The organism is Ruegeria sp. B1 (assembly GCF_056535885.1).
Window position 1 is genome coordinate 2153625 of the sequence record NZ_JBQFJA010000001.1, and the last position, 24963, is coordinate 2178587.

Sequence of the window (24963 nt, forward strand, 5' to 3'; positions counted from 1 at the left end):
AATCATATCCCCAACCCATGACAGACCTCGCGCATATCCGCAATTTCTCCATCGTCGCGCATATCGACCATGGCAAATCCACCCTTGCTGACCGGCTTATTCAAGAGACCGGAACGGTCAAGGATCGCGACATGAAGGAACAGCTGCTCGACAGCATGGATATCGAGCGCGAGCGGGGCATTACCATCAAGGCCAACACCGTCCGCATCGATTATACCGCCGACAATGGCGAGAAATATGTGCTGAACCTGATCGACACGCCCGGCCACGTGGACTTTGCCTATGAGGTCAGCCGGTCCATGCGCGCGGTCGAGGGCTCTCTGCTGGTTGTCGACTCCACCCAAGGGGTCGAGGCGCAGACGCTGGCGAACGTGTACCAAGCCATCGACGCCGATCATGAGATCGTGCCGGTCTTGAACAAGATCGACCTGCCTGCGTCGGACTGTGACCGCGTGGCCGAACAGATCGAGGATGTGATCGGCATCGACGCGACCGACGCCATTCAGGTCTCGGCAAAGACGGGGCAGGGCATCCACGAAACGCTCGAAGCCATCGTACAGCAGCTGCCCGCGCCGCAGGGCAATCTCGACGCGCCGCTCAAGGCGATGCTGGTGGATTCGTGGTATGACGCCTATCTCGGCGTTATCGTTCTGGTCCGCATCATGGACGGCACGCTGAAAAAGGGGATGCGGGTCAAGTTCATGTCAAACAACACCCTGCACCATGTCGACCGCGTTGGCGTCTTCCGCCCCGAGATGGAGATGGTCGACAGCCTTGGCCCCGGTGAGATCGGCTTTCTCACCGCCTCAATCAAACAGGTCCGCGACACCCGAGTTGGTGACACCATCACCAATGACCGCAACGGCAGCGAGGACGCGCTGGACGGCTTCAAACCCGCGCAGCCGGTGGTGTTCTGCGGCCTCTTCCCCGTCGACAGTTCCGAATTCGAAGACCTGCGCGATGCGATCGACAAGCTGGCGCTGAACGATGCCAGCTTCAGCTTCGAAATGGAAACCTCGGCCGCACTTGGCTTTGGCTTCCGCTGCGGCTTCCTGGGCCTTTTGCACCTTGAGGTCATCCGCGACCGTATCGAACGCGAATACGATATCGAGCTCATCACCACCGCGCCGTCGGTGATCTATCACGTCTACATGAAAGACGGCGAGATGATCGAGCTGCACAACCCCGCCGACATGCCCGATCCGTCCAAGGTCGACCATATCGAGGAACCGCGCATCAAGGCGACCATTCTGGTTCCTGATGAATACCTCGGCGACGTGCTGAAACTCTGCCAGGACCGTCGCGGTATCCAGCTGGACCTGACCTATGCGGGCACCCGCGCGATGGTCGTCTATGATCTGCCTCTGAACGAGGTCGTCTTTGACTTCTACGACCGCCTGAAATCGGTGACCAAGGGCTATGCCTCGTTCGACTACCAGATGACCGGCTATACCGAAGACAATCTGGTCAAGATGTCAGTGCTGGTGAACGACGAACCGGTCGATGCACTGTCGACCATGGTTCACCGCGACCGGGCCGAGATGCGGGGCCGGGCGATGTGCGAAAAGCTCAAGGGCCTGATCCCGCGCCACATGTTCAAAATCCCGATCCAGGCCGCCATCGGAGGCAAGGTCATCGCCCGCGAGACCCTCTCGGCACTGCGCAAGGACGTGACCGCCAAATGCTACGGTGGCGACGCCACGCGGAAACGCAAACTGCTGGACAAGCAGAAGGCGGGGAAAAAGAAGATGCGTCAGTTCGGGAAGGTGGATATCCCGCAGGAGGCGTTTATTAGCGCCTTAAAAATGGACAGCTAAAAGCTTGCCATATTTACGGCGGGTGGGCGAAAGCGGTTGGCGCAGCCAACTGCGTGCCCATGCCTAAAACAAATGGGTTTGGTGTTTCGAGGAATCTATTCGAGGCAATTTTAGCACGGTACCCGTATTAAGGGAGTTTCGTATTGAGATTTCGCTGTTAGCATTTACTCTGGTAGAACGAGTTTCCAAAGAGGGTGTATATGGAAGAAATTTCACTACGGTGTCTTGGCCCCCTAAAACTGTGCCACAGTTGGCTTAGTTTTGGAGACGGGATTGATGGCGCGGAAACGGTATTCGGACGAAGATATTCTGCGGCTTTTGCGCGAGATTGAGCTGGGCCTGGCATCTGGTTCGGATGTCGCGACGGCGTGCAGAACGGCTGGTGTCAGTGATGCGACCTATTACACATGGCGCAAGCGGTTTGGTGGGATGGGACGATCTGAGATGGCCAATCTGAAGGCGCTGCAGAAAGAGAATGATCGGCTCAAGAAAATCGTGGCTGAGCTTGAACTGGACAAACTCATTCTCAAGGAGAGCCTTGATTATCTAAAGCCAAAGGCCTGACGGCAGACCAGCTTCGTCAGGCCGTGGTCCACACCCGACAAAAGCTGGCAACCTCTGAACGGCGCACCTGTCGCGTGATTGGATTGGCGCGGAGCACGCTGCAATACCGCGCAGCGCCAAAGGATGATGAGGCGTTACGTCTGGCGATGATCCGATTGGCCAAACGGTATGGGCGCTACGGCTACCGCAAGGTCGCCGAGCTGCTGCGTGTCGAAGGCTGGGCAGTCAATCATAAAAAGATCGAACGACTATGGCGCGAAGAAGGCTTGCAGCTCCCACAACGGCACAAGAAACGCAAACGGCTGTACCACAAGGACAGCTCGATCATCCGGCTCCGACCGCAACATCCCAATCACATCTGGAGCATTGACTTTGTCCACGACAAGCTGAGCAACGGACAGAGCTACAAGATGCTGACGGTGCTGGATGAGTATACCCGTGAGGCGCTCTGCGTAGCGGTCAAGCCGAAGATGAACAGCGCAGACGTGCTGGATGCGCTCTACCCACTCTTATTGCGGCACGGGAAGCCCGAACACATCCGTTCCGACAACGGCGCGGAGTTCATCGCAACGGCCCTGCAGACCTGGTTAAGAAAGGTGGGCATTAAGCCGATCCAAATCTACCCGGGATCACCTTGGGAGAATGGATACAACGAGCGCTTCAATGGCACTCTGCGCCGGGAAGTCCTCAACGCAGAATGGTTCCACACCACCAAACAGGCTCAGATCGTCATCAATACCTGGCTTAGACAGTACAATCGTGTCAGACCCCATCAGGCTCTAAACATGCGACCGCCCGTTCCAGAAACCTTGCTCAAAACTGGCCCATAGAATTGGGGCTGGACAACAGCCGGACGGCTACATTTTTATGAATACACTCGATCTCAGTATGCAACGGCAAGGTTTATCACGACGGTAGAACATTTCCGAAGAACTGGAAAAGTTGCTCCGCGTGTGACCAGGTCTTCTTACGTAGAAATATTTGTTGAGACGCCCAAGGAAGGGTCCTTCCTAGAGATACTATTAATAAAGGCTCAAGAAGCAGCCGCGACAGCGATTTCTGCGCCACTAACAAGCCTGATTTCCGTGGTGATGAACACGCTACTTCCAAGAAATGAAAAAACAGAATCTGATCTACTTCAGATGGCGAAGATTCAACTAGCTCAAGAAGAGTTGAGATTGCGCCAGAATCAAGAAGAGACAGAGAGAGCAAGAGAACTCAGGAAAATCATTGAAAGTAATGCGGCAACAACTCAGCAAGCATTGAAGCTTACGGAAGTTGCTATCGAATCTAGAGACGCTGCATATGGTAGAGCGGAGTTGCTAGGGCCTCGAATAGAAGAAATTCGAAATGAAATTCTCCGAGAGCAAGAGCGGCTAGATCAAACTGGCGAATACAGAGAAGAACTTGAGAAGATTTCTCCTGAGCAATTGGCAAAGTTGACCTCACGTTTGCGGCCTATGATCCCGGAAATGGCTTTGCCGCTGAAGAAATCAGCGGACTCATTGCAGATCGAAGGTGGGGCAGATCGCAAACCTCTGGTTCTGTTGAACCCGACGAATGTCGCTGAGATAGTAGAAAAAGAACTCGAAGAAGAAACTATTGAGATTCCCGTGCATGTAAGAAGTTATGACCGGGATAGAGGCGTTGGCAAAGTGACTTCGGCTGATTTGCCTCGGCAAATGAACTTCGTTGTTCCTCCTTCGGAACAAACTCGATTGTTACTGGACATATTAGATGCGATGTCCAGCCCCAATTCTATGGGCCAGTTTTGAGCAAGGTTTCTGGAACGGGCGGTCGCATGTTTAGAGCCTGATGGGGTCTGACACGATTGTACTGTCTAAGCCAGGTATTGATGACGATCTGAGCCTGTTTGGTGGTGTGGAACCATTCTGCGTTGAGGACTTCCCGGCGCAGAGTGCCATTGAAGCGCTCGTTGTATCCATTCTCCCAAGGTGATCCCGGGTAGATTTGGATCGGCTTAATGCCCACCTTTCTTAACCAGGTCTGCAGGGCCGTTGCGATGAACTCCGCGCCGTTGTCGGAACGGATGTGTTCGGGCTTCCCGTGCCGCAATAAGAGTGGGTAGAGCGCATCCAGCACGTCTGCGCTGTTCATCTTCGGCTTGACCGCTACGCAGAGCGCCTCACGGGTATACTCATCCAGCACCGTCAGCATCTTGTAGCTCTGTCCGTTGCTCAGCTTGTCGTGGACAAAGTCAATGCTCCAGATGTGATTGGGATGTTGCGGTCGGAGCCGGATGATCGAGCTGTCCTTGTGGTACAGCCGTTTGCGTTTCTTGTGCCGTTGTGGGAGCTGCAAGCCTTCTTCGCGCCATAGTCGTTCGATCTTTTATGATTGACTGCCCAGCCTTCGACACGCAGCAGCTCGGCGACCTTGCGGTAGCCGTAGCGCCCATACCGTTTGGCCAATCGGATCATCGCCAGACGTAACGCCTCATCATCCTTTGGCGCTGCGCGGTATTGCAGCGTGCTCCGCGCCAATCCAATCACGCGACAGGTGCGCCGTTCAGAGGTTGCCAGCTTTTGTCGGGTGTGGACCACGGCCTGACGAAGCTGGTCTGCCGTCAGGCCTTTGGCTTTAGATAATCAAGGCTCTCCTTGAGAATGAGTTTGTCCAGTTCAAGCTCAGCCACGATTTTCTTGAGCCGATCATTCTCTTTCTGCAGCGCCTTCAGATTGGCCATCTCAGATCGTCCCATCCCACCAAACCGCTTGCGCCATGTGTAATAGGTCGCATCACTGACACCAGCCGTTCTGCACGCCGTCGCGACATCCGAACCAGATGCCAGGCCCAGCTCAATCTCGCGCAAAAGCCGCAGAATATCTTCGTCCGAATACCGTTTCCGCGCCATCAATCCCGTCTCCAAAACTAAGCCAACTGTGGCACAGTTTTAGGGGGCCAAGACAGGTGAACTGAAGCGTTTCCGGCCCGTCCGAATGTAGGGGGTATGTACCGCCGCCGCGCTTGTTTTGTGGCGGAGAGTAGTAGGTTACCAAAGGCGGGTCGGAGCGCTTCTCAAATGCGGAACCAGTGTCTCCACAGCGAGGAGACGGGCCGGGCGGCCATTGTCCGCCGCCCGCGACTGGGTCCAGACCGCCTCGTGCAAGAATGCGGCGTTCCTCGGCACGGGTCATCTGGGCCTCGCGGACCTTCAGCGCGACTTCGCGCGGTGACACAGGTGCCGTCCGGCCCTGGTTTCATTTCTGGAGAGTTTGACCTCTGGATCACAGTCGACGAAGGCCGCCCAGCGGATGTTTCGAGTTAATTCTTTTACCGTTTCCAGATTCCAGATCCGGTCCGCCTTGGTGTTCGAAACCCGTGCGGCCGGTGCTTTGGCCTGACGGGTCATCAGCTTTCTCAACTGAGCGCGGGCGTTGAAAACTGTGCCATCCATCGGCGAATCTCCATCTGTACGATTCGAAAGATCGGACCGTGAGGAGCGCCGCACAGCCGTAATTTTCACCTGACGCGCGTTCTACTGCCTTCGCACCTGCAGAAAAGGCCAAAATTCAGGCGGGTCGCGATGATTTTTAGTTATCCATTTCCAACTCTGCCCAAAGTCGGGACTTATTGGGTTATCCACATCGCTCTCCCGGCGGATATCAACAGTTTATCCCCGTCTAATTTTCATGCTGCGGTGCTATTTTCTTGTCGGATCACGGCCTGAATGCAAAGGTTCAGACACCGCAACGGTTCTTCGGAGCAAGAGCGGGACGCATAGGCTAAGGGGGTCGCGGCGGCGAGAGCGGATTTTAGGATTTGTTTTATGTTGCAACGACTTACCGGTGGATGAACGGCTGGATCGGACTTCGTGTTCGAAGCAGGTGGTCACCCTCTCAGAAGGTCGATGCGTGCTGCGGCGCGGCTCAGGTCGCGCAGCGGCAGCTTTAGTCCCCACGGGGGCTGGGGCAACTGGATCGGGACGCCCCTCGGGCGTGTCGAACCGGCAAGGCGTCAGGAGTGTCCGCAAGGATACATGCAAAGACCGCGTCTGCGCACCTGACGCCTTTTCCTATTCCGAACCCCGGGTTCATACAGGCTACCACCCACCTCCCTCTCAGTATGGGAAAGGGGCTCTTCTGCATGTGCAAAAGAGCCCCGATTTAGCGTCAGAAGATGCAATGCCGCGTCTGTGCACCTGTGGGACGAAGGTTAGCGTATTCGCGTATGTGTATCAACCAGATATTGCGAATTCTGACGTCGACCCCGCAATATGCAGGCGTCAGTTATAGGTTTTCCTGCACATCCGTCGCGGCGCTCTGAATCGCATCGCCTGCGTTCTCAATATCTTTACCCGCGCCTTTTGCGGTTTCGCAGGCGGCCAGCGCAAACAGGCTCATACCAATCAGAATTACTCGGATCATGCTTGTCTCCTTCATACTTGATCTGCTTTTCGGTAGCACCTTTAGCGAGGTCGAACCAGTGTTTTGCAACCTCTGCAGACGCGATGATATATGGCAACGACACTATGTCTTAACGTATGCTGATTGAGCCCGCCGCGGTTCTTACGGTGTCTATGCGCAATCAGGTCGCATCCCTTTCGCAAAACAGGTCGTAGACAAGTTCCAGCATGCGGCGGGGACGCTCATCGGCCAGACGATAATAAATGGCCTTACCTTCGCGGCGCGGCGTGACCAACCCTTCAAGCCGCAGCCGCGACAACTGTTGCGAAACGGCGGCCTGACGCGCAGACAGCAGGTTTTCGAGTTCTGTTACGGATTTTTCACCGGACACCAAATGGCATAGGATCATCAAGCGGCCCTCGTGGCTGATCGCCTTGAGAAAGTTCGATGCGCGTGTTGCGCTTTCGAGCATTCGGTTCAGGTCTTCCGGCGACGTATTTGGGGGCACTTTGGTCACGGCCATGGTCAACTTTCTGTCAGACCCGTCCATCGGGCATCAGTTCCACCTTGCTGGTCGTCCTCAATACATAACTCAATCTATTTGTCCCATATGTATGAATCAAAACACCGTGATGTTTGAAAGGAAAGAGATCTGCAGATGCGGCCTGAACCACAGGGGTGTGACGATAACCGCGTGTATCAGGAAGGAACCAAACAACCCTTGTTGATGTGCGGCGGTGACAGTTGCCGTTAGGGATCGGTACCCGCAACAACGGATCGAAGTCTGCCACCCCCCTTGCAGCCCCCCGGTGGCGACACTAAGACTCGGGTAACTCTTGTTGGGATACTGTCCCGATCCATCGCAAAACAGGCAGGTTAAGAATGTTCGATCCAGTAGACACCTATATGAATACGCTTGTTCCCATGGTCGTCGAGCAGACCAGCCGGGGCGAACGGGCCTACGATATTTTTTCGCGCCTTCTGAAAGAGCGCATCATCTTCATCAATGGTCCGATCCATGATGGGATGAGCCATCTGGTTGTGGCCCAGCTGCTGCATCTTGAAGCCGAGAACCCGAACAAGGAAATCTCGATCTACATCAACTCGCCTGGCGGCGTCGTGACCAGCGGTTTGTCTGTTTACGACACAATGCAGTATATCAAGCCGAAATGTTCCACATTGGTGATCGGTCAGGCGGCCTCGATGGGGTCGCTTCTGCTCGTCGGTGGTGAAAAGGGGATGCGCTTTTCGCTGCCCAACAGCCGTATCATGGTGCACCAGCCCAGCGGTGGATATCAGGGCCAGGCCAGCGATATCATGATTCATGCGGCAGAGACGCAGAAACTTAAGGATCGCCTGTATGACATCTATGTACGTCATACCGGACAGACCAAGAAGGCGGTTGAAAAAGCGCTGGACCGTGACAATTTCATGAGCCCGGAAGAAGCAAAAGACTGGGGCCACATCGACGAGATTGTGGAAAACAGAGCTAAAATGGACACGGAAGATGCATAGGTTTGAAACCCCGGGTTCGACCGAAGGGGTTTATTTTGAGATTGTAGCCGCCACAGCACTGGCCTAAGCTGCATGAACAGGCGCAAGCGCGACCCGCAAAGGGGCGCAGAGATGGAGCCCGAAAGGTAGATCATGGCGACGAATTCAGGCGGGGACAGCAAAAACACGCTCTACTGCAGCTTTTGTGGCAAAAGCCAGCATGAGGTGCGAAAGCTGATCGCAGGACCGACCGTGTTCATCTGTGACGAATGCGTCGAGCTGTGCATGGACATTATACGCGAGGAGACAAAGGCCAGCGGTCTGAAATCTTCGGATGGTGTTCCAACACCTAAGGATATCTGCGAAGTCCTTGACGACTACGTGATTGGTCAGGCCACCGCCAAGCGGGTTCTGTCAGTCGCGGTTCACAACCACTACAAACGCCTTAACCACGCCCAAAAGGCTGGCAGTGATATTGAACTGGCCAAGTCTAACATTCTGCTGATCGGTCCAACTGGCTGCGGTAAGACGCTGCTGGCGCAGACACTGGCGCGCATTCTGGATGTGCCCTTTACCATGGCGGATGCGACGACGCTGACCGAAGCCGGATATGTGGGCGAGGATGTCGAGAATATTATCCTCAAGCTGCTTCAGGCCAGTGAATACAATGTCGAACGCGCACAGCGTGGCATCGTCTACATCGACGAAGTCGACAAGATCACACGCAAGTCAGAAAACCCTTCGATCACGCGCGACGTGTCGGGCGAGGGGGTGCAGCAAGCCCTGCTGAAGCTGATGGAGGGCACGGTTGCCAGTGTTCCGCCTCAGGGTGGGCGCAAGCATCCGCAACAGGAATTCCTGCAGGTGGATACGACGAATATCCTGTTCATCTGCGGTGGTGCCTTTGCTGGTCTGGACAAGATCATTGCGCAGCGCGGTAAAGGATCGGCCATGGGCTTTGGCGCGGATGTACGTGACAATGACGAGCGTGGCGTTGGCGAGATTTTCAAGGAACTCGAACCGGAGGACCTGCTGAAATTTGGTTTGATCCCTGAGTTCGTTGGGCGCCTTCCGGTGCTTGCAACCCTCGAGGACCTGGACGAGGATGCGCTGGTGACCATCCTGACCAAGCCGAAGAATGCTCTGGTCAAGCAGTATCAGCGCCTGTTCGAACTGGAAGACGCAGATCTGGACTTTACGGGCGACGCGCTCAAAGCGATTGCCAAGAAGGCCATTGAGCGCAAAACCGGCGCACGCGGGTTGCGGTCGATCCTCGAAGATATCCTGTTGGATACGATGTTCGAACTGCCCGGAATGAAGAATGTGACTGAGGTTGTCGTGAACGAAGAGGCTGTGACATCAGACAAACAGCCGCTAATTATTTACGCCGATACGGCGCAGGAGTCGGCGTCTGCCGGTTGATCCAGGATCGCAATTGCGAGGCAAACGGTGCGGAGTGACCGCGCCGTTTTTCTATTTGGAGGCATAAGATGACCAAACGCATCTCTTCTGGCGGCGAATTCGAAGCCAAGGTCGGGTATTGCAGGGCCGTGGTGGCAGGCGGCTGGGTTCATGTTGCAGGAACGGTCGGGCAGGGCGATGACGTTGTTGCGCAGTGCAAGTCGGCATTGCAGATCATCGAAAAAGCACTTGCGGAGGCAGGTGCCGGTTTTGTCGATGTGGTGAGGGTCACCTATATGCTTCCCGATCGCTCGGAATTCGCGTCCTGTTGGCCGATCCTGTCTGAAACCTTTGGCGCACATCCACCAGCGGCAACGATGATCGAATGCGGTCTGATTGATCCCAAATACCGGATCGAAATCGAAGTTACCGCATATCTGCCGGAGTGACGCAGGAAACCTAGGTGGCTCTGGACCTCGGCTTACCTTTGGTCCATATCATTGTTCGACCAAATCGCCGGAGGCAGCCAATGGGACTCCTGAATACTCTACTGCGAGCCGTGACCTGGTGGAACGGGGCGACCCTGAACACGCAGATATTTACTGCGCGCAAAGGGATAAAAGTTGGTGAAGATGATGAAGGCAACGTCTTTTACCGCACGGCAGATGACAGCAAACGCTGGGTGATTTTTAACGGTGAGGCCGAGGCCAGTCGGATTGATCCCGACTGGCATGGATGGCTGCACCGGACTTGGGACGAACCGCCAACCGACAAGCCGCTGCGCCACAAATCCTGGGAAAAGCCGCATCAGGAAAACCTGACGGGAACCGCCCTGGCTTACACGCCAGCGGGGTCGTTGCGTCGGGCAGATCCGGTGGATCGCAAGGATTATGAAGCCTGGAGCCCAGAGTAAGCGAGGCGCGCAATGTCGACACACAACTGGACCGAAGTGATCGTCGGTGGTGCGGTCTTGGCCTGCGCCGTGGCCTTTGGCGTATATGCCAGCCAATCAACAGGCCTGTCGCAAAATCGCGCAGGCTATGAACTCGGGGCCTCGTTCCGCTCGCTCGAAGGCGTGTCGGTGGGCACGGATGTGCGCCTGGCAGGCGTCAAGATCGGAACTGTAACGGATGTAGAGCTGAACCCTGACACCTATCGCGCGGATACGACATTTTCGGTTGCGGATGGGGTGCTTGTGCCAGATGACAGCGCGGTTGTGATCTCTTCCGAAGGGTTGCTGGGCGGAAATTTTGTCGAGGTCATGCCCGGAGGATCCCCGTTCTATTTTGAACCCGGAGATGAGATTGAAGACACACAAGGTGCGGTCAGCCTCATCTCTCTGCTGGTTAAATTCGTCGCGGGAGACGGCAGCGAATGATGCGCGCCGTTCTGATCGCTTTGTTGCTCATTGGATCGGGCGCAGCGGCCCAGCAAAAGGTCCAGTCCGGCCCCGGCGCAATGCTGCGTGGCCTGGATAAGGTCAGCGGGCAGACCGTGGACGTTGAGATGCAAAGCGGCGAGACACAACCTGTGTTCGGGTTGGACGTCGCGCTGGGCGATTGCCGCTATCCGGTCGATAACCCGACCGGAGACGCTTTTGCCTATCTGACCGTCTGGGAAAAAGGCAAGGCGGATCAACTGTTTGACGGTTGGATGATTGCCACCTCTCCGGCATTGAACGCACTCGATCACGCGCGCTATGACGTCTGGGTGATCCGTTGTATGACGCCCTCGGCAGACTGAGAAACCGGGGCCGCAAAGTCCGTGCTGACTTCGATCGCATCCGCTAGTTCTACCCGGTATTGGCTGCGCGGGATTTCGATTGCACCGAGCGAAGCCAGATGCGTTGTCAGGAACTGCGTGTCAAAAAGCGTGAAACCGGTCTGTTGCAACCGATCCACCAGATAGGCGAGGGCGATTTTTGAGGCATCCGTGCGGCGCGAAAACATGCTTTCGCCAAAAAACGCGGCTCCGAGCGCGATTCCAAATACGCCACCGACCAGGTTTTTGCCGTCCCAGACTTCCAGCGAATGTGCGTGACCGGACTGATGTAACTCATGATACAGCCGTATCAGTTCTGTATTGATCCACGTGTCCGAGCGATCTGCGCACCCGTCGATAACACCAGAAAAATCGCGATCAATAGTCACGTCAAAACCACAATTGCGAATACGGCGCACAAGGCTGCGCGACATATGAAACCCATCCAGAGGAATAACGCCGCGCAATTTCGGATCGACCCAGAAAAGGTCCGGGTCGTCACGGTGCTCGGCCATCGGGAAGATACCGATCGAGTAGCCGTGCAACAGAAGCTCTGGCGACAGGCTCATGCCACAGGCCCAAGCGCCAAAGAGCACTGGCCCGTCATAGACCGGGCCTTACTGGGCCATATTCTCCGCAAGCCAGTGCTCCAGCCAGTGGATGTTGTAATCGCCGCTGTGGATATCGGGTTCCTGTAGCAGGGCGTGGAACAAGGGGACGGTTGTGTCGATGCCGTCTACGATCAACTCGCCAAGTGCGCGGTTGAGACGGGCCAGGGCTTCCGCCCGGTCGCGACCCTGCACCACGAGCTTGGCAATCAGCGAGTCGTAATAGGGCGGAATCGAGTATCCGTCATAAAGCGCCGAGTCCATTCGCACGCCCAGGCCACCGGGTGCGTGATAGGCCGTGATCTTGCCGGGGCAAGGCGAGAAGTTGGGCAGCTTTTCCGCGTTTATCCGAACCTCAATGGCATGTCCGTTGATCTCCAGATCGTCCTGCCCAAACGACATCGGTTCACCTGCGGCGACGCGGATTTGCTCGCGCACCAGATCGACGCCAAAGATGCCTTCGGTGACAGGGTGTTCCACCTGCAAACGGGTGTTCATTTCGATGAAGTAGAATTCACCATTTTCGTACAGGAACTCGATGGTGCCCGCACCGATATAGTTGATCTTGGCGACAGCATCCGCGCAGACCTTGCCGATCTTGGCGCGTTCATCAGGTGTAATGCAGGGGCCGGGCGCCTCTTCGAACACTTTCTGGTGGCGGCGCTGCAGCGAGCAGTCGCGCTCGCCCAGATGCACGGCTTTGCCCTTACCATCGCCAAAGACCTGAATCTCGATATGCCGGGGCGTGGTCAGGTACTTTTCGATATAGACCTCGTCATTGCCAAAGGCGGCTTTGCCCTCGGCCCGTGCGGTCATAAAGGCGCTTTCCATCTCACCGGCGCTTGGCGCAACTTTCATGCCACGTCCGCCGCCGCCGGCAGTGGCCTTGATAATGACAGGGTAACCGAACTCCTCACCGATCTTCTTGGCGGTCGCTAGATCGGGAACGCCGCCATCTGAGCCCGGAACGCAAGGCACGCCCAGTTGCTTCATCGTATCCTTGGCGGTGATCTTGTCGCCCATGACGCGGATATGCTCCGCAGTGGGGCCGATGAAGGTGATGCCGTGGTCTTCGACGATCTGCACAAATTCGGCGTTCTCGGACAGGAACCCGTAGCCGGGGTGGATCGCCTGTGCGCCGGTGATTTCGCAGGCTGAGATGATCGCGGGCACAGAGAGATAGCTTTGTGGGCTGGGAGGCGGGCCGATGCACACCGACTCGTCCGCCATGCGCACATGCATCGCGTCGCTGTCGGCGGTGGAGTGCACGGCAACCGTCTTAATCCCCATCTCGCGCGCAGCGCGGATGACGCGCAGGGCAATTTCGCCTCGGTTGGCAATCAGGATCTTGTCGAACATGGGAGCACCTTACTCAACGATGACCAGAGGGGTGCCAAACTCGACGGCGTCGCCATCACCCACCAAGATGCGCTTGATCGTGCCAGATTTTGGCGCGTGGATGTGGTTCATGGTTTTCATCGCTTCGACAATCAGCAGGGTGTCGCCTTCGGAAACCGAAGCGCCAACCGTGATGAATGCCGGTGCGCCCGGTTCAGGCTGCATGTAAACGGTGCCGACCATAGGTGATGTCACCGCACCGGGATGGCTGGCTGGATCTTCGACGGCGGCGGGCGCCTCGGCAGCGGCTGGAGCGGCAGCTGGGGCCGCGGCCTGTGCCGCAGGGGCAGCGGTCGGAACTGCAACCTGAATCGGCGCAGGGGCCGCTTGGGCCATGCGACTGACGCGTACGTTCAGGCTGTCTTCTTCACCATACTCACGTTTGACCTGCAGTTCGGTCAGGTCGTTGTCACGCAGCAATTCGGCCAGTGCCTTGATGAACGCCACATCCGCTTCGTGTTTGGTATCTGTCATGAGTGTCCTCGACGGTTCCCCTTTGGCCCGTCTGTTCCGTGCGGGCTTTGGTTTGATTACGCAGGGTTATAAGCGATGCATCCGGCCATGAAAAGCGCAGTCTGGACCTGTCAAACTGGTGCTTCGGGCGAGTGGTAGAAGCTAGGCGGGTCACAGCGGCATGCCCGAAAGCTTGGCCACCAGTTCTGGCAGTTTCCGGGCGCCGAATTTTTCCAGCAACCGAGCGCGGTAGGCCTCGACCGTGCGATAACTCAGGCGCAGTTCCACGCCGATTTCCTTGGCGGACAGACCTCGACAGGACAGAATTGCCACCTCGCGCTCGCGAACTGTCAGTTCCACGAGGGGGCGTTCTTCAGAAATGTCGGAAAAGCTCCAGATTCCATGGCGAAACGGGTCATCCGGCGTCAAAGACCGTCCGCGCGCACGGCACCAGAACAGGTCGCCATTGCGGCGGCGCATCACGCGCTCATCAGAGTAATACCCCGTGTCGCGCATGATCTGCAGACTGCGCTCTCCAATCCTCTCCCAATCCGCGACAGACGGATAGAGATGCAGCAGCGGCATATTCCTGTAATCAGGCTCTTCGCCGCCAAAGGTGCGTGCGAACTGAAGGTTGCAGCGCCGGATGATCCGGTTTTCCAGTTCGACCAGTCCGATTGGCGCGTATTCAAAGGCAGGATCGCTCATTTCCGTATCGTGACGGCAAACCGCCGAAAATTGAAGGGGCTTAGCTAAACGAATGAAATTTCAGAGTGATTTAGAAGATGGCGCAGTTCCCTAGGGAGTGACCGAAACAGTAAATTCTGTAAACGATCTATGAAAACCAACGTGTAACTAATAGAAAAAGATAGATTGTTCTGAAAACTGATGGCCTCAGGGCTTTGACTACAGCGGGATGGAGGGTATGCGCAACACGCTTACAGGCAGTCGAATCCGGGAACGCAGGCAGATTGCGGGGTTGCGTCAGGCCGAGCTCGCGCGCCGTGCCGGTATTTCGGCGTCCTACCTGAACCTGATCGAACATAACCGCCGGCGGATCGGAGGTAAGCTGCTGGTCGATATCGCGGCCGCCTTGTCGGTGGAACCGTCACTGCTGACGCAGGGGATTGAGGCGACCCTGATATCCGCCTTGCGCGAGGCTGCTGTTGATGCGGTGGGCCAAGAGGCCGAGGTCGATGGGCTCGAGGAGTTTGCGGGGCGCTTCCCAGGTTGGGCAGGCGTGCTCGCCCAGATGCATCGACGGGTCGTCTCACTTGAGCGCACAGTGGAAACCCTGTCGGATCGGTTGACCCACGATCCGCATTTGGCGGCGTCTATGCATGAAGTGCTGTCGACGGCAGCCGCGATTCGGTCGACCGCAGCGATTCTGGCTGACACGCAGGACATCGATGTGGAGTGGCAGGACCGATTTCACCAGAACCTGCATCAGGATGCCGAACGACTGGCGGACAGTTCCAAAGCGCTGGTGACCTACTTGGACGACAGTGACTCGGCGACGGACCCACGTGGCATGCCGCTGGAAGATGTCCAGGCGTTTTTTCAGGCGCGTGGGCATCACTTTCCGGAAATAGAATCAACCGGGGACGTTTCGCAAATTGAATTGACAGACCTGGACACCACGGCTGCGCGCGCTGTGGCGCAAGAAATGTTGGAGCTATATGCCTCGGACGCGAGGGCTATGCCGTTGGCGGACATGCAATCAGCCTTACATGAGGCCGAACTGGACCCGATCGAACTGTCAGTTCGGTTTTCGGTCGATATGGCAACTGTTCTCAGACGTCTGGCTTTTTTGCCTGATGATTTTCTTGCCCGACCCGCTGGTCTTGTTATGTGCGATGCATCAGGCAGCATTTTGTTCCACAAACCCGTTCTCGGCATTATCTTGCCCCGTCATGGCGAAGCCTGCCCGTTCTGGCCGCTGTTTACGGCTCTGAACCGTCCATTGGTTCCAATTCGAAAGCGTGTCACTCAACTCGGCCGAACAACTGCGGAGTTCGATTGTTTCGCCTACGCATGGCCGCATGCCATTCCGGGGTATGATCTTGAGCCGGTGTACAGGGCGGTGATGCTGGTTCAGCCTGTTGAAGAGGACGAATCAAGCGTGTCAACGTCTGCGCAAGTGGGGCCAAGTTGTCGGGTCTGCCCGAACGGCGAATGCGGGTCACGGCGCGAACCATCGATTTTGAGCGAAGGTTTTTGACAGGTTCCAAACAGAGCGCTTAATCTAAAGGCGACAGCTGGAGGGAATGGCCATCTGTCACGGGGAGGAACTGAACGTATGAGCCGCAAGGTTCTGTTAATTGAGGATGAGCCGAACATTGCCGAGGCGATCCGGTTTCTGCTGACCCGCGAGGGTTGGCAGGTTGAAACACATGGCGAGGGCACAGATGCTGTCCAGGTGATACGGGGGACGAAACCCGATCTGGTGATCTTGGATGTCATGCTGCCAGGCAAAAGCGGGATGGATATCCTGCGGGACCTGCGCGATGTGGAAGATATGCAATCTTTACCTGTGCTTATGCTGACGGCGCGCGGCCAATCCCGTGATCGCGAGATGGCCGAGAATGCAGGCGTCAGCCGATTCATGACCAAACCGTTTTCCAATGCAGAGGTGCTGACCGCTGTACGCGACCTGCACGCTCAAGCGTCGCGGTTATGACGGACGGCGAGGGTAAAGACAAAAGACCGTCGGGTGCCAGGCCCTCGCTTTTCTTGGAACGGCAGAGTTACCGCCGTCGGCGGTTGACCGATGCCGCACGGTTGCTTCCGTTTCTGGGCGCGGCGTTGCTGGCTATTCCACTGCTTTGGCCCAGCGATCTATCCCTTGGCCGAACGGTGCCACTGTCATCCGCCATCTTTTACGTGTTTGTCTGCTGGGCCGGGCTGATTATTGTTAGCCTGATCTTTGGCTTTGCCGCTGCGCGCATGGGCGGGCGCGACGACAGTGAGGCGGACTCGGACTGATGGCGACGCTCAACGTCCTGATACTGGTCTGTCTGGGTTATGTCGTCCTATTGTTTGGCGTGGCCTTTGCCGCTGATCGTATGGCTGCGGCAGGTCGGGGCAAGTGGCTGCGATCCCCTCTGATCTACACGTTATCCCTGTCGATCTACTGCACCGCCTGGACGTTTTACGGCGCGGTCGGAAACGCCGCCAGATCGGGGTTGGAGTTTGTCACGATTTATCTGGGTCCGACACTGGTTATGGTCAGTTGGTGGTGGGGCCTGCGCAAGCTGGTGCGTGTTGGGCGCAGCCAGAGGGTGACATCGATTGCCGATTTGATCTCATCGCGATACGGCAAGTCGAACACGCTGGCCGTCTGCGTGACCATTTTGGCGGTGTTGGGCGGCACTCCTTACATCGCCCTGCAATTGCAGTCGATCACGCTATCCTTTTCGATTTTCGCCGAGGCTGACGCAACGGGTCTTTATCGCGAGGGCTCCAGCGTCTTCTGGGTCGCGGCGGGTTTGGCCGTCTTTGCGATTTTGTTTGGAACGCGCAACCTCGATGCAAATGAGCGTCACCACGGCGTTGTAACCGCCATTGCATTGGAATCGGTGGTCAAGTTATTCGCACTGTTGGCCGTGGGAATCTTTGTGGTCTGGGGTATCGCTGGCGGCATTGGCCCGATGATGGATCGCATCGATGCCTCGGATATTGGCCACTGGAATGTGGATGCGGGGCGATGGACAACCTTCATCTTTCTGTCCGCAGCCGCCTTTATCTGTCTGCCGCGCATGTTCCAGGTCATGGTTGTCGAAAACGACGATGAAGGGCATCTGAGAACCGCCGCTTGGGCCTTCCCACTCTATCTGTTGTTGATGAGCCTGTTTGTCGTGCCCATCGCGGTCGTCGGGCTGGACCTGCTGCCCGCCGGGTCAAACCCCGACCTGTTTGTTCTGACGGTCCCGTTGTCACAGGGAAATGACGGGTTGGCCATGCTGTCATTCATTGGCGGATTCTCTTCGGCCACGTCCATGGTCATTGTGACCGCGATGGCTTTGTCGACGATGGTGTCGAACCATGTTGTCATGCCGATCTGGCTGAACACTCAGGAAGGGACCGGATCGGTGTCCGGCGATGTGCGAAACGTTGTCCTGCTGGCGCGCCGGGTATCGATCGCAGTCATCATGGCGTTGGGATATTTTTACTACAGCCTGTCCGGCGGTGGCGCGGCCCTGGCATCTATCGGGTTGGTTGCCTTTGCCGGGATTTCGCAGATTTTACCCGCACTTGTTGGTGGGTTGTTTTGGCGGGGCGCAACCCGGGTTGGCGCGCTGGCAGGCCTGACCGTTGGCTTTGTATTGTGGATATACACTTTGTTGTTGCCCGGTATGGGCGCGGCCTGGATGCCCGAGGCAGTTTTGCAGAACGGGCCCTTTGGCCTCGGCTGGCTGCGTCCTCAAGCCTTGTTCGGGATTGAAGGCATCGATCCGATGGTGCACACGGTGATGTGGTCTATGTCGCTGAACACAGTCGCGTTTTGCGTCGTCTCGCTTCTGAGCTTTCCAAGCCCTCTGGAACGACTGCAAGGCGCACAATTCGTAAATGTGTTTGATCATTCCGTGGCGCCACGTGGCTGGACCGGGTCTGTTGCGCAAAGCGAGGACCTGATGATCATGACCCAGCGGATTCTGGGCACGGGACCGGCGCAGGAGTTTTTCCAGGCCGAAGCCGAACAGCAAGGCGGGCGCACACGGCTTCCGGAACCGACGCCGGGATTTCTCGAACGCCTGGAACGCGAGTTGAGCGGTTCCGTCGGCGCCGCAGCGGCGCATGCGATGATCGGTCAGATTGTGGGCGGATCGTCCGTTTCGGTCGAAGACCTGTTGGCGGTTGCGGATGAATCCGCGCAATTGCTGGAATACTCCAGCCAATTGGAGGTAAAATCAGCCGAGCTCAGCCGCACTGCGCGTCAGCTACGCGAGGCAAACGACAAACTGACGCAAGTCTCAGAACAAAAAGACAGCTTCTTGAGCCAGGTCAGTCACGAACTGCGTACGCCCATGACATCGATCCGTGCATTCTCTGAAATTTTGCGCGACACGCGGGGGCTTAGCGCCACCGAACAAACGCGCTATGCGGCGGTGATCCACGACGAAGCTTTGCGCCTGACGCGCCTGTTGGACGACCTGCTGGACCTAAGTGTTTTGGAGAGCGGGCAGGTCAGCCTGAATGTCGGCGATGACAGCTTGCGCTCGGTTTTGGATCGCGCGGTTTCTACAGCACTTGCCGGGACCGATAAGACCTTGAGTGTGCGCCGCAGCCGCTTGGCAGAGCGCATTCCACTGCACACCGACCTTGATCGCCTCGGACAGGTTTTCATCAACCTGATCTCGAACGCTCAAAAGTACTGTGACGCGGACGAGCCTGTGCTGACAATTTCCGCACATGATGTGGGCGGGCAGGTCGTGATTGATTTCTCAGACAATGGAAGCGGGATTCCAACCAATGCTCAGTCCATGGTCTTTGAAAAGTTTGCCCGCGTCGGCGTAGACAAGGCGGGCGGCGCTGGTCTTGGATTGGCAATCTGTCGCGAAATCATGCAGCGCCTGGGTGGTGAAATCAGCTATTTGCCGGGGCAGGGCGGGGCCGCTTTTCGCGTCAGCCTTCCACTGGCGTTCCGGCAAGCCGCGCAGTGATTGAGGCATAAACAACTTCGTAACCGTCGCTGGGTTAGACCTGAACAAAGCCGCAGAATGACTTGGTGAATGTAAGGCAATGGCACAAACGGTCAGCGCCGCTTTGGCGCGCAAGTTATCGATGGGACAGGATGATCTGGGGGATCGTCCGCGCTCGGTCCTCCGGGCGCTGCGTCTGAGCATCGCGCGGGCGGCCTCGGATTGTCTGAATCTGCCGCTGACCGTCATTGGGGCAAAACAGTCGAACCGCCCGCCGGATGATCTGACCAAGGCCATTGGTCAGGACTGGCTGTTGTTGTTGTTCGTCGGGTCCGGAGATGTCGCAGCGGTGTGCCTGGACCCCAATACCGTATCCGCCATTGTACAGACCCAGACCATTGGTGAGGTGACCGCCGATCCACCCGCGCCTCGCGCGTTTACAGACACGGACGCCGCCATGACCGCGCCGTTGGTCGAAGACACGCTGGTGCGCGCTGATGCCCTGGCTGAGGGCGCGGCAGATCAAGCCTGTCTTGCGGGGTATGAATTTACCTCCCGTGCAGGTGATCTGCGATCTATGTCGCTTGCCTTGCTGGAAGACAGTTATCGGGTGTTTGATCTGACGGTGGAATTGGCGGGCGGCATGCGGCAGGGTCAGGTAATGCTTCTGCTGCCTGATCTTCCGGCCTCTGCCGACATGGACGCGGCTGCGCAAGACACTACCGGGCCGCGGATGGAACACTCTTCGGGTGTCTTGCGCGCGGAACTGAATGCTGTCCTGTGCCGAATGACGCTGCCTTTGACGGGCCTGTCCGAACTGGCCGTTGGCGATGTGTTACCCCTGATCGGGGCGCGGCTGGACAAAACCGAGATTTTGACAATCGAACGGGCCCGTGCTGCGGTGGGACGACTGGGTCAGAGCACCGGCTTGAGGGCCATACGGCTGAATGAACGGCCCCCGCTGCCCGCGCTGGACGATACCGGGGAACCCGAGTTCATCGACAGCACGTCTCAACTCTCCCGGCAGGGCGACTCAGAGCCGCCAATCCCGGACGTGCGGGACGTCACACCCAATGACCCAGTAGACAACCTTCAAGAGGCGGAGGCGCTGACCGGAGAGTTTTCCCTTGCCGGTTCCGATCTCACGGCCACGGACATTTCGCAATTGGCCGGTCTTTTGGAACCAGATGATCAGACAGGCCCTGCCGACTGATCGCAGCCTTGTCAGTCGGTAGTGCTGCGAAGGCGATCCAGGGCCGGGCGCAAATTTTCCAACTGATAACCGGCTTTTGTCGTGGCAGTCAGGATTTCATCCGTACTCATCCGGTCACATTGGCCCAAGGCCCAGATCACCGAACAGCGCGTGCCAGAGGCGCAATACGCCAGAACCGGTCCGTCGCAACTCTCCGCCATGTCCCGTTGTCGCGCAACATTCTCGGGCGTCATGGTTTGATGGGTGAGTTCCAGCACTTCGTATTCCAATCCGGCGGCGCGTACCGCCGCGCCGATGGCATCTGATTGTAAATCAGGGGGAATTTCTGAATTCGGCCGGTTGCAGATCACCTTGACAAAACCGGCCTCGGCGATGGCGGGAACATCCTCGACCTGGATTTGGGGCGAGACGGCGTAGCGGGGGGTTATGGGGCGAATCTCCATACCGATTCCTTAGGTTGCGTTTGCTGGCCTGTCCAGTCGGTCCCTTAGCGGTGGGGCCACGAGCATACCGGCGATCATCGCACTCAGGAATACCACGCCGCCAAGCCCGCCATAGGTCAGCGACGCCAAGGCCGGCCCGGGGCACAATCCGGCCAGGCCCCAGCCCATCCCGAACAAGATCGAGCCGAGGATCAGACGGCGATCCAGTTCAGGTTTCGCGGCTGGCGGAAAATCTCCTCCGACGAGGGGCGCGTGTCCGGATGTCAGTCGCCACGCGACCAGCATCGGAAGGATCGCGCCGCCCATTACAAAAGCCAGAGTCGGGTCCCAGGCCCCGAATATGTCCAGCCATCCCTGAACCTTAGTGGTGTCCGTCATGCCCGAGATCAGCAGGCCTGCGCCAAACAGCGACCCTGCAATCAGCGAGATCAAGATGCGCATCAGATCAGCCCCCACATGTGCCGGAACAAGAGCAGGGTCAGGCCCCCGGCAATGATGTAAACGATCGTAGCGACAATTCCACGCACAGAAAAACGGGAGATGCCGCAGACGCCGTGACCGGAGGTACAGCCATTGGCGATACGGGTGCCGATCCCCACCAGCAGACCGGCCGCGATCACCACCGCCAGATTGGCGGTCAGGTGCGTTTCTGCCGCGGGCACGATCAAAGGGCGCAGAAGCAGCGGCATGCCGATGACGCCCGCGATGAAGGCCAGGCGCTCGGCAATGTAAGAGCGGTCACTGCCGTCAACCAGGCCTCCAAGAATTCCGCTGGCCCCCAGGATCCGACCGTTGCCCAGCAGATACACCGCTGCGCCAAGGCCAATCAGCAGGCCTCCAAACAGGCCCCACATCCAAGCAGTGTCCATGTCATTTCATCCTGTTTTTAGTGTGCTTTGCAGGTCAGAGTTTATTGATGGGGACCTTCAAAAACACATCGCCCTGTTCATCCGCAGGGGGCATCTGCCCGGCGCGCATATTGACTTGGAGCGATGGCAGAATCAGGCGAGGCATGGCCAAAGTCGCGTCGCGGGCATCGCGCATGGTGACAAAATCCTCGATGCTGCGTCCCTGACCGATATGGACATTCAGAGCTTTTTGCTCGCCCACCGTGGTCTCCCAGGCGTATTCATCCCGCCCTGGTGCCTTGTAATCGTGTCCGACAAAGATTCGGGTCTCGTCAGGCAGGGTTAGGATCTTCTGGATCGAGCCGTACAGAACGCTCGATGATCCGCCGGGAAAATCGCAGCGGGCGGTGCCGAAGTCGGGCATGAACAACGTATCTCCGACAAAGGCCGCATCGCCGATGACATAGGTCAGACAGGCCGGAGTATGGCCCGGCGTGTGCAGCACGTCGCCGCGCATCTGTCCGATGTGAAAACTATCGCCTTCGGAAAACAGAGCGTCGAACTGACTGCCATCGCGCTGGAATTCGGTGCCCTCGTTAAAGACCTTTCCAAAGGTGTCCTGCACGGTGACGATCTCGGCCCCGATACCGATTTTGCCGCCCAATTCCTGTTGCAGATAAGGCGCCGCAGACAGGTGATCGGCATGCACGTGGCTTTCCAGGATCCACTCTACTTTGAGATCTTGCGCGCGCACGTACTCGACAATCCGATCCGCAGAGGCGGTGGTTGTCCGTCCGGCGGCATGGTCAAAGTCCAAAACGCTGTCGATGATGGCGCACGCTTTTCCTTGCGGTTCACGAACGACGTAAGACACTGTAAAGGTCTGGTCGTCGAAAAAGGCTTTCACTTTTGGTGTCATGGACTCCTCCGTGGGTACGTGTTACTCATATAGTAAATTCGGAATGTGAGGCAATGGCCAATTCGGTTTTTGATGTTTGTCAAGGCGGCGCGCTCTGAATCTGATTAAACATTAGTCTGACTGCGCCTGAACGCCGAACCTTGCACAATTCACAGGCAAGAATCCGCACAACGCCCAGTTACAATATACGAGTCTTATTCCCGTTACCTATATTTGACATACTGGCTCCAAGTGGGAGGATGGAAAATGAAAACAACAAATCTCTATTCCGAAGCTGAACAGCTTGAAAAAAAGCTTCACAACGCTTGTCTGGATACACGCCTGGCGCTTCAGCCGAGTGTGAGCAAGATTGTTGATCGGATGCGCCAACAGGGTATGCATGTCCCGTCGCGCCTGCGCCGTCTGGACGCGGCATTGTGCGAAGACGCTATGGAAGCGCGTTTCGACAACTTGCCCGTCTAAGTCCTTTGGTCATCCAAAGGAAATCCCAAGGATGACCATCATCAAGCCAATCACGGACAGAAACAGCGATGCCATGTTCCATGGCAGAACGCCTTGGACAACAGCGCGAAGTTGATCGTCTGACAAACCGGCCTTGCGCGCCTTCATCACGCGGAGAATACACCAGATCAGACCGGCAAGCCCGGCCAGTGACAGGGCAGCCCCGCCCCAGGTGATGAATTCGAACATGTTTCCCCAAAAATTGCCTGTGATCGCCCCTCGCGCTTAGCGGATCAGATCGTGTCGTACAAGCCCGGGACCGGATTGGGCGCTTGCGGCCCGTACAGCGGCAATGTATCCGGCAATTGCCCGATGTCACAGCATCAGTTTTCAGCCCTTGGGAGAGACCTAAATGGAAGACATGACCGAAGATCAGACCGCCGCCAATTACCGGGTGACCGCAGGTGAGTTGCGTCAGTTCATCGAGCGGTTTGAGCGGCTGGAAGCAGAAAAGAAAGACGTCGCCGAGCAGCAAAAAGAGGTGATGGCCGAGGCCAAGGCACGTGGCTATGACACAAAAGTCATGCGCAAGCTTGTTGCTCTGCGTCGGCGTGACAAGGACGACATTGCAGAGGAAGAGGCCGTTTTGGAGATGTACAAAGAAGCGCTGGGCATGTAGCCGCGAGGCGCACAAGCGGTTTTAGGGCCTAAGGACCCGAACACCCTGCATGGTTTGGATGCGGTCCAAGTCTTGCGCGTACAGTTCCGAAAATGCGCTGATAACGTCGGCGTTCCATCCCGGAAAATCCAGCTCTACTTCAATCTTGTCGGGCTCGGCGTGGTGTTCGAAAATGCGTCTGATCTCTGCACGCACCGCCCCGTCGTCTTGCGACGTGCGATGCTGGTTGACAACAACGAGTTCGCGTTTCCCCACCTCGGTCAGAAGCGATGCCAGCAAAGCGTGTTCGTCTTGCATCGCTGTGTCTTCTGGTAAACCAGACATTGCGCGCATTATATCGCCCCAGATCAGGGGGGTGTCCTCATGCTCCCAAAGTGTTAGCCGGATCCCTGGCGCAAGGTCGCGCAAGTCTTCGAGCATGCTCAACCAGCTTAAGCAACTCAGATCGATGCTTTTGAGGATAGTACGGCGCAACTCGTTGCGCAGAGACAGCAGGATTTTGGGAATGAAGATGGCGGGATTCATCAGGCCGAAAAACAGCTCGATCTGAACTCCTTCCAGTAGTCGTTCGGTGTAGGCCGTGCGCTGACCGGCCAGGGGGTAAAGCTGGCCGTCTTGGATCGCGGTTCTTCGGGGCCCAAAGAATTTTTCACTGGATACAAGGACGCGTTGGGCATCCGAGCCTTTTGGCAAGATGCTCTGCAAGTCACGTCGCGCATCAGGAGGAGCAGCGTTATCCGCAAGCGTATCGGACATCACTTTGACGAATTGTCGACAGTGACGTGGACCTAAAAGCAGGGTCCGACGTTCCTGCAAGGCTGCCCTGTTCGCTTGCAGTGACCGCGCAAGCAACCCATCGTCGGTAAATGCGACGCCCGCATGGATGACAACCTGCATTTTTCCCGAACCCTCAAC

General features: G+C 57.0%; 28 protein-coding genes and 2 pseudogenes. 16 read left to right on the forward strand and 14 right to left on the reverse strand.

Features of this window, described 5'->3' with window-relative positions; genetic code table 11:
- The first annotated feature begins 17 nt into the window (after positions 1-17).
- From lepA to ACR3ES_RS10610, 3 genes and pseudogenes are all read left to right on the forward strand, one after another.
- The gene (gene lepA, locus ACR3ES_RS10600) at positions 18-1817 is read left to right on the forward strand and encodes a translation elongation factor 4 (RefSeq protein WP_170432243.1); all 1800 of its coding nucleotides are present in this window, start codon (positions 18-20) and stop codon (positions 1815-1817) included.
- A gap of 276 nt (positions 1818-2093) precedes the next feature.
- Positions 2094-3211, forward strand: a pseudogene (locus ACR3ES_RS10605) (IS3 family transposase).
- 123 nt (positions 3212-3334) lie between these two features.
- Positions 3335-4156 carry a hypothetical protein gene (locus ACR3ES_RS10610; RefSeq protein WP_480493379.1) on the forward strand — a complete coding sequence of 274 codons (822 nt, stop codon included), beginning with the start codon at positions 3335-3337 and terminating at the stop codon, positions 4154-4156.
- On the opposite strand, the pseudogene ACR3ES_RS10615 reads toward ACR3ES_RS10610, so the two are convergent.
- The 4 genes and pseudogenes from ACR3ES_RS10615 to ACR3ES_RS10630 all read right to left on the reverse strand — a co-directional run bounded on the left by ACR3ES_RS10615 (position 4140) and on the right by ACR3ES_RS10630 (position 7271).
- Positions 4140-5256 (reverse strand): annotated as a pseudogene (locus tag ACR3ES_RS10615) (IS3 family transposase). The gene ACR3ES_RS10610 and the pseudogene ACR3ES_RS10615 overlap by 17 nt on opposite strands.
- A 300-nt stretch (positions 5257-5556) precedes the next feature.
- A complete protein-coding gene (locus ACR3ES_RS10620) occupies positions 5557-5799 on the reverse strand; it encodes a hypothetical protein (RefSeq protein WP_170432256.1) in 243 nt (80 codons plus the stop codon).
- A gap of 832 nt (positions 5800-6631) precedes the next feature.
- Positions 6632-6769 carry an entericidin A/B family lipoprotein gene (locus ACR3ES_RS10625; protein ID WP_170432259.1) on the reverse strand — a complete coding sequence of 46 codons (138 nt, stop codon included), beginning with the start codon at positions 6767-6769 and terminating at the stop codon, positions 6632-6634.
- Positions 6770-6929: 160 nt separating this feature from the next.
- Entirely contained in the window at positions 6930-7271 is a 342-nt protein-coding gene (locus ACR3ES_RS10630) for a metalloregulator ArsR/SmtB family transcription factor (protein WP_170432262.1), read from the reverse strand.
- Positions 7272-7630: 359 nt separating this feature from the next.
- On the opposite strand from ACR3ES_RS10630, the gene ACR3ES_RS10635 reads away from it, so the two are divergent.
- From ACR3ES_RS10635 to ACR3ES_RS10660, 6 genes are all read left to right on the forward strand, one after another.
- The gene (locus ACR3ES_RS10635; RefSeq protein WP_170432264.1) at positions 7631-8263 is read left to right on the forward strand and encodes an ATP-dependent Clp protease proteolytic subunit; all 633 of its coding nucleotides are present in this window, start codon (positions 7631-7633) and stop codon (positions 8261-8263) included.
- A 132-nt stretch (positions 8264-8395) separates the two neighbouring features.
- Positions 8396-9664 (forward strand): ATP-dependent Clp protease ATP-binding subunit ClpX, encoded by a 1269-nt coding sequence (gene clpX, locus ACR3ES_RS10640; RefSeq protein ID WP_170432267.1) that lies wholly within the window; start codon positions 8396-8398, stop codon positions 9662-9664.
- Between the two features lie 68 nt (positions 9665-9732).
- Entirely contained in the window at positions 9733-10092 is a 360-nt protein-coding gene (locus ACR3ES_RS10645; protein ID WP_170432270.1) for a RidA family protein, read from the forward strand.
- 80 nt (positions 10093-10172) lie between these two features.
- A complete protein-coding gene (locus ACR3ES_RS10650) occupies positions 10173-10556 on the forward strand; it encodes an NADH:ubiquinone oxidoreductase subunit NDUFA12 (protein WP_170432273.1) in 384 nt (127 codons plus the stop codon).
- A gap of 12 nt (positions 10557-10568) precedes the next feature.
- Positions 10569-11021, forward strand: coding sequence for an outer membrane lipid asymmetry maintenance protein MlaD (gene mlaD, locus ACR3ES_RS10655; protein ID WP_170432277.1), 453 nt, complete (start codon positions 10569-10571; stop codon positions 11019-11021).
- The gene (locus tag ACR3ES_RS10660) at positions 11018-11386 is read left to right on the forward strand and encodes a DUF2155 domain-containing protein (protein ID WP_170432280.1); all 369 of its coding nucleotides are present in this window, start codon (positions 11018-11020) and stop codon (positions 11384-11386) included. Before mlaD ends, ACR3ES_RS10660 begins: the two co-directional genes overlap by 4 nt.
- Here ACR3ES_RS10660 and aat read toward each other — a convergent pair.
- The 4 genes from aat to ACR3ES_RS10680 all read right to left on the reverse strand — a co-directional run bounded on the left by aat (position 11341) and on the right by ACR3ES_RS10680 (position 14571).
- Complete coding sequence (gene aat / locus ACR3ES_RS10665) at positions 11341-11973, reverse strand: leucyl/phenylalanyl-tRNA--protein transferase (RefSeq protein WP_170432283.1); 633 nt, start codon at positions 11971-11973, stop codon at positions 11341-11343. The two genes, ACR3ES_RS10660 and aat, sit on opposite strands and share 46 nt — an antisense overlap.
- Positions 11974-12021: 48 nt before the next feature.
- On the reverse strand, positions 12022-13371 hold the full coding sequence (gene accC / locus ACR3ES_RS10670) for an acetyl-CoA carboxylase biotin carboxylase subunit (protein ID WP_170432286.1): 1350 nt from the start codon (positions 13369-13371) through the stop codon (positions 12022-12024).
- Between the two features lie 9 nt (positions 13372-13380).
- A complete protein-coding gene (gene accB / locus ACR3ES_RS10675; RefSeq protein ID WP_170432289.1) occupies positions 13381-13884 on the reverse strand; it encodes an acetyl-CoA carboxylase biotin carboxyl carrier protein in 504 nt (167 codons plus the stop codon).
- Between the two features lie 150 nt (positions 13885-14034).
- Positions 14035-14571 (reverse strand): LuxR C-terminal-related transcriptional regulator, encoded by a 537-nt coding sequence (locus ACR3ES_RS10680; protein ID WP_170432292.1) that lies wholly within the window; start codon positions 14569-14571, stop codon positions 14035-14037.
- Positions 14572-14788: 217 nt separating this feature from the next.
- Here ACR3ES_RS10680 and ACR3ES_RS10685 point away from each other — a divergent pair, with 217 nt between their 5' ends.
- From ACR3ES_RS10685 to ACR3ES_RS10705, 5 genes are all read left to right on the forward strand, one after another.
- The gene (locus tag ACR3ES_RS10685) at positions 14789-16084 is read left to right on the forward strand and encodes a helix-turn-helix transcriptional regulator (protein ID WP_170432295.1); all 1296 of its coding nucleotides are present in this window, start codon (positions 14789-14791) and stop codon (positions 16082-16084) included.
- Between the two features lie 78 nt (positions 16085-16162).
- Entirely contained in the window at positions 16163-16543 is a 381-nt protein-coding gene (locus ACR3ES_RS10690) for a response regulator (protein ID WP_170432298.1), read from the forward strand.
- Positions 16544-16626: 83 nt separating this feature from the next.
- On the forward strand, positions 16627-16848 hold the full coding sequence (locus tag ACR3ES_RS10695) for a hypothetical protein (protein ID WP_480493377.1): 222 nt from the start codon (positions 16627-16629) through the stop codon (positions 16846-16848).
- The gene (locus ACR3ES_RS10700; RefSeq protein ID WP_170432305.1) at positions 16848-19526 is read left to right on the forward strand and encodes a sensor histidine kinase; all 2679 of its coding nucleotides are present in this window, start codon (positions 16848-16850) and stop codon (positions 19524-19526) included. Before ACR3ES_RS10695 ends, ACR3ES_RS10700 begins: the two co-directional genes overlap by 1 nt.
- 79 nt (positions 19527-19605) lie before the next feature.
- Positions 19606-20718: a FliM/FliN family flagellar motor C-terminal domain-containing protein gene (locus ACR3ES_RS10705; protein ID WP_170432308.1), complete on the forward strand. Its 1113-nt coding sequence runs from the start codon at positions 19606-19608 to the stop codon at positions 20716-20718.
- Positions 20719-20729: 11 nt separating this feature from the next.
- On the opposite strand, the gene ACR3ES_RS10710 is transcribed toward ACR3ES_RS10705, so the two are convergent.
- The 4 genes from ACR3ES_RS10710 to ACR3ES_RS10725 are packed head-to-tail and all read right to left on the reverse strand — an operon-like array spanning position 20730 to position 22928.
- Entirely contained in the window at positions 20730-21161 is a 432-nt protein-coding gene (locus ACR3ES_RS10710) for a TIGR01244 family sulfur transferase (protein WP_170432311.1), read from the reverse strand.
- A 9-nt stretch (positions 21162-21170) separates the two neighbouring features.
- Positions 21171-21602 carry a DUF6691 family protein gene (locus ACR3ES_RS10715; RefSeq protein ID WP_170432314.1) on the reverse strand — a complete coding sequence of 144 codons (432 nt, stop codon included), beginning with the start codon at positions 21600-21602 and terminating at the stop codon, positions 21171-21173.
- A complete protein-coding gene (locus ACR3ES_RS10720) occupies positions 21602-22030 on the reverse strand; it encodes a YeeE/YedE thiosulfate transporter family protein (protein ID WP_170432317.1) in 429 nt (142 codons plus the stop codon). The genes ACR3ES_RS10715 and ACR3ES_RS10720 overlap by 1 nt, the downstream gene beginning before the upstream one ends.
- Before the next feature lie 34 nt (positions 22031-22064).
- Entirely contained in the window at positions 22065-22928 is an 864-nt protein-coding gene (locus ACR3ES_RS10725; RefSeq protein WP_170432320.1) for an MBL fold metallo-hydrolase, read from the reverse strand.
- A 246-nt stretch (positions 22929-23174) separates the two neighbouring features.
- On the opposite strand from ACR3ES_RS10725, the gene ACR3ES_RS10730 reads away from it, so the two are divergent.
- On the forward strand, positions 23175-23390 hold the full coding sequence (locus ACR3ES_RS10730) for a hypothetical protein (protein WP_170432323.1): 216 nt from the start codon (positions 23175-23177) through the stop codon (positions 23388-23390).
- A 9-nt stretch (positions 23391-23399) separates the two neighbouring features.
- Here ACR3ES_RS10730 and ACR3ES_RS10735 read toward each other — a convergent pair whose 3' ends face one another.
- Positions 23400-23618 carry a hypothetical protein gene (locus ACR3ES_RS10735; protein WP_170432326.1) on the reverse strand — a complete coding sequence of 73 codons (219 nt, stop codon included), beginning with the start codon at positions 23616-23618 and terminating at the stop codon, positions 23400-23402.
- A 163-nt stretch (positions 23619-23781) separates the two neighbouring features.
- Between ACR3ES_RS10735 and ACR3ES_RS10740 the strand changes: the two genes are divergently transcribed.
- On the forward strand, positions 23782-24048 hold the full coding sequence (locus tag ACR3ES_RS10740) for a DUF2312 domain-containing protein (RefSeq protein WP_170432329.1): 267 nt from the start codon (positions 23782-23784) through the stop codon (positions 24046-24048).
- Positions 24049-24069: 21 nt separating this feature from the next.
- Here the strand turns inward: ACR3ES_RS10740 and ACR3ES_RS10745 are convergent, their stop codons facing one another.
- Positions 24070-24945 carry a hypothetical protein gene (locus ACR3ES_RS10745; RefSeq protein WP_480425327.1) on the reverse strand — a complete coding sequence of 292 codons (876 nt, stop codon included), beginning with the start codon at positions 24943-24945 and terminating at the stop codon, positions 24070-24072.
- Between the last annotated feature and the right edge of the window lie 18 nt (positions 24946-24963).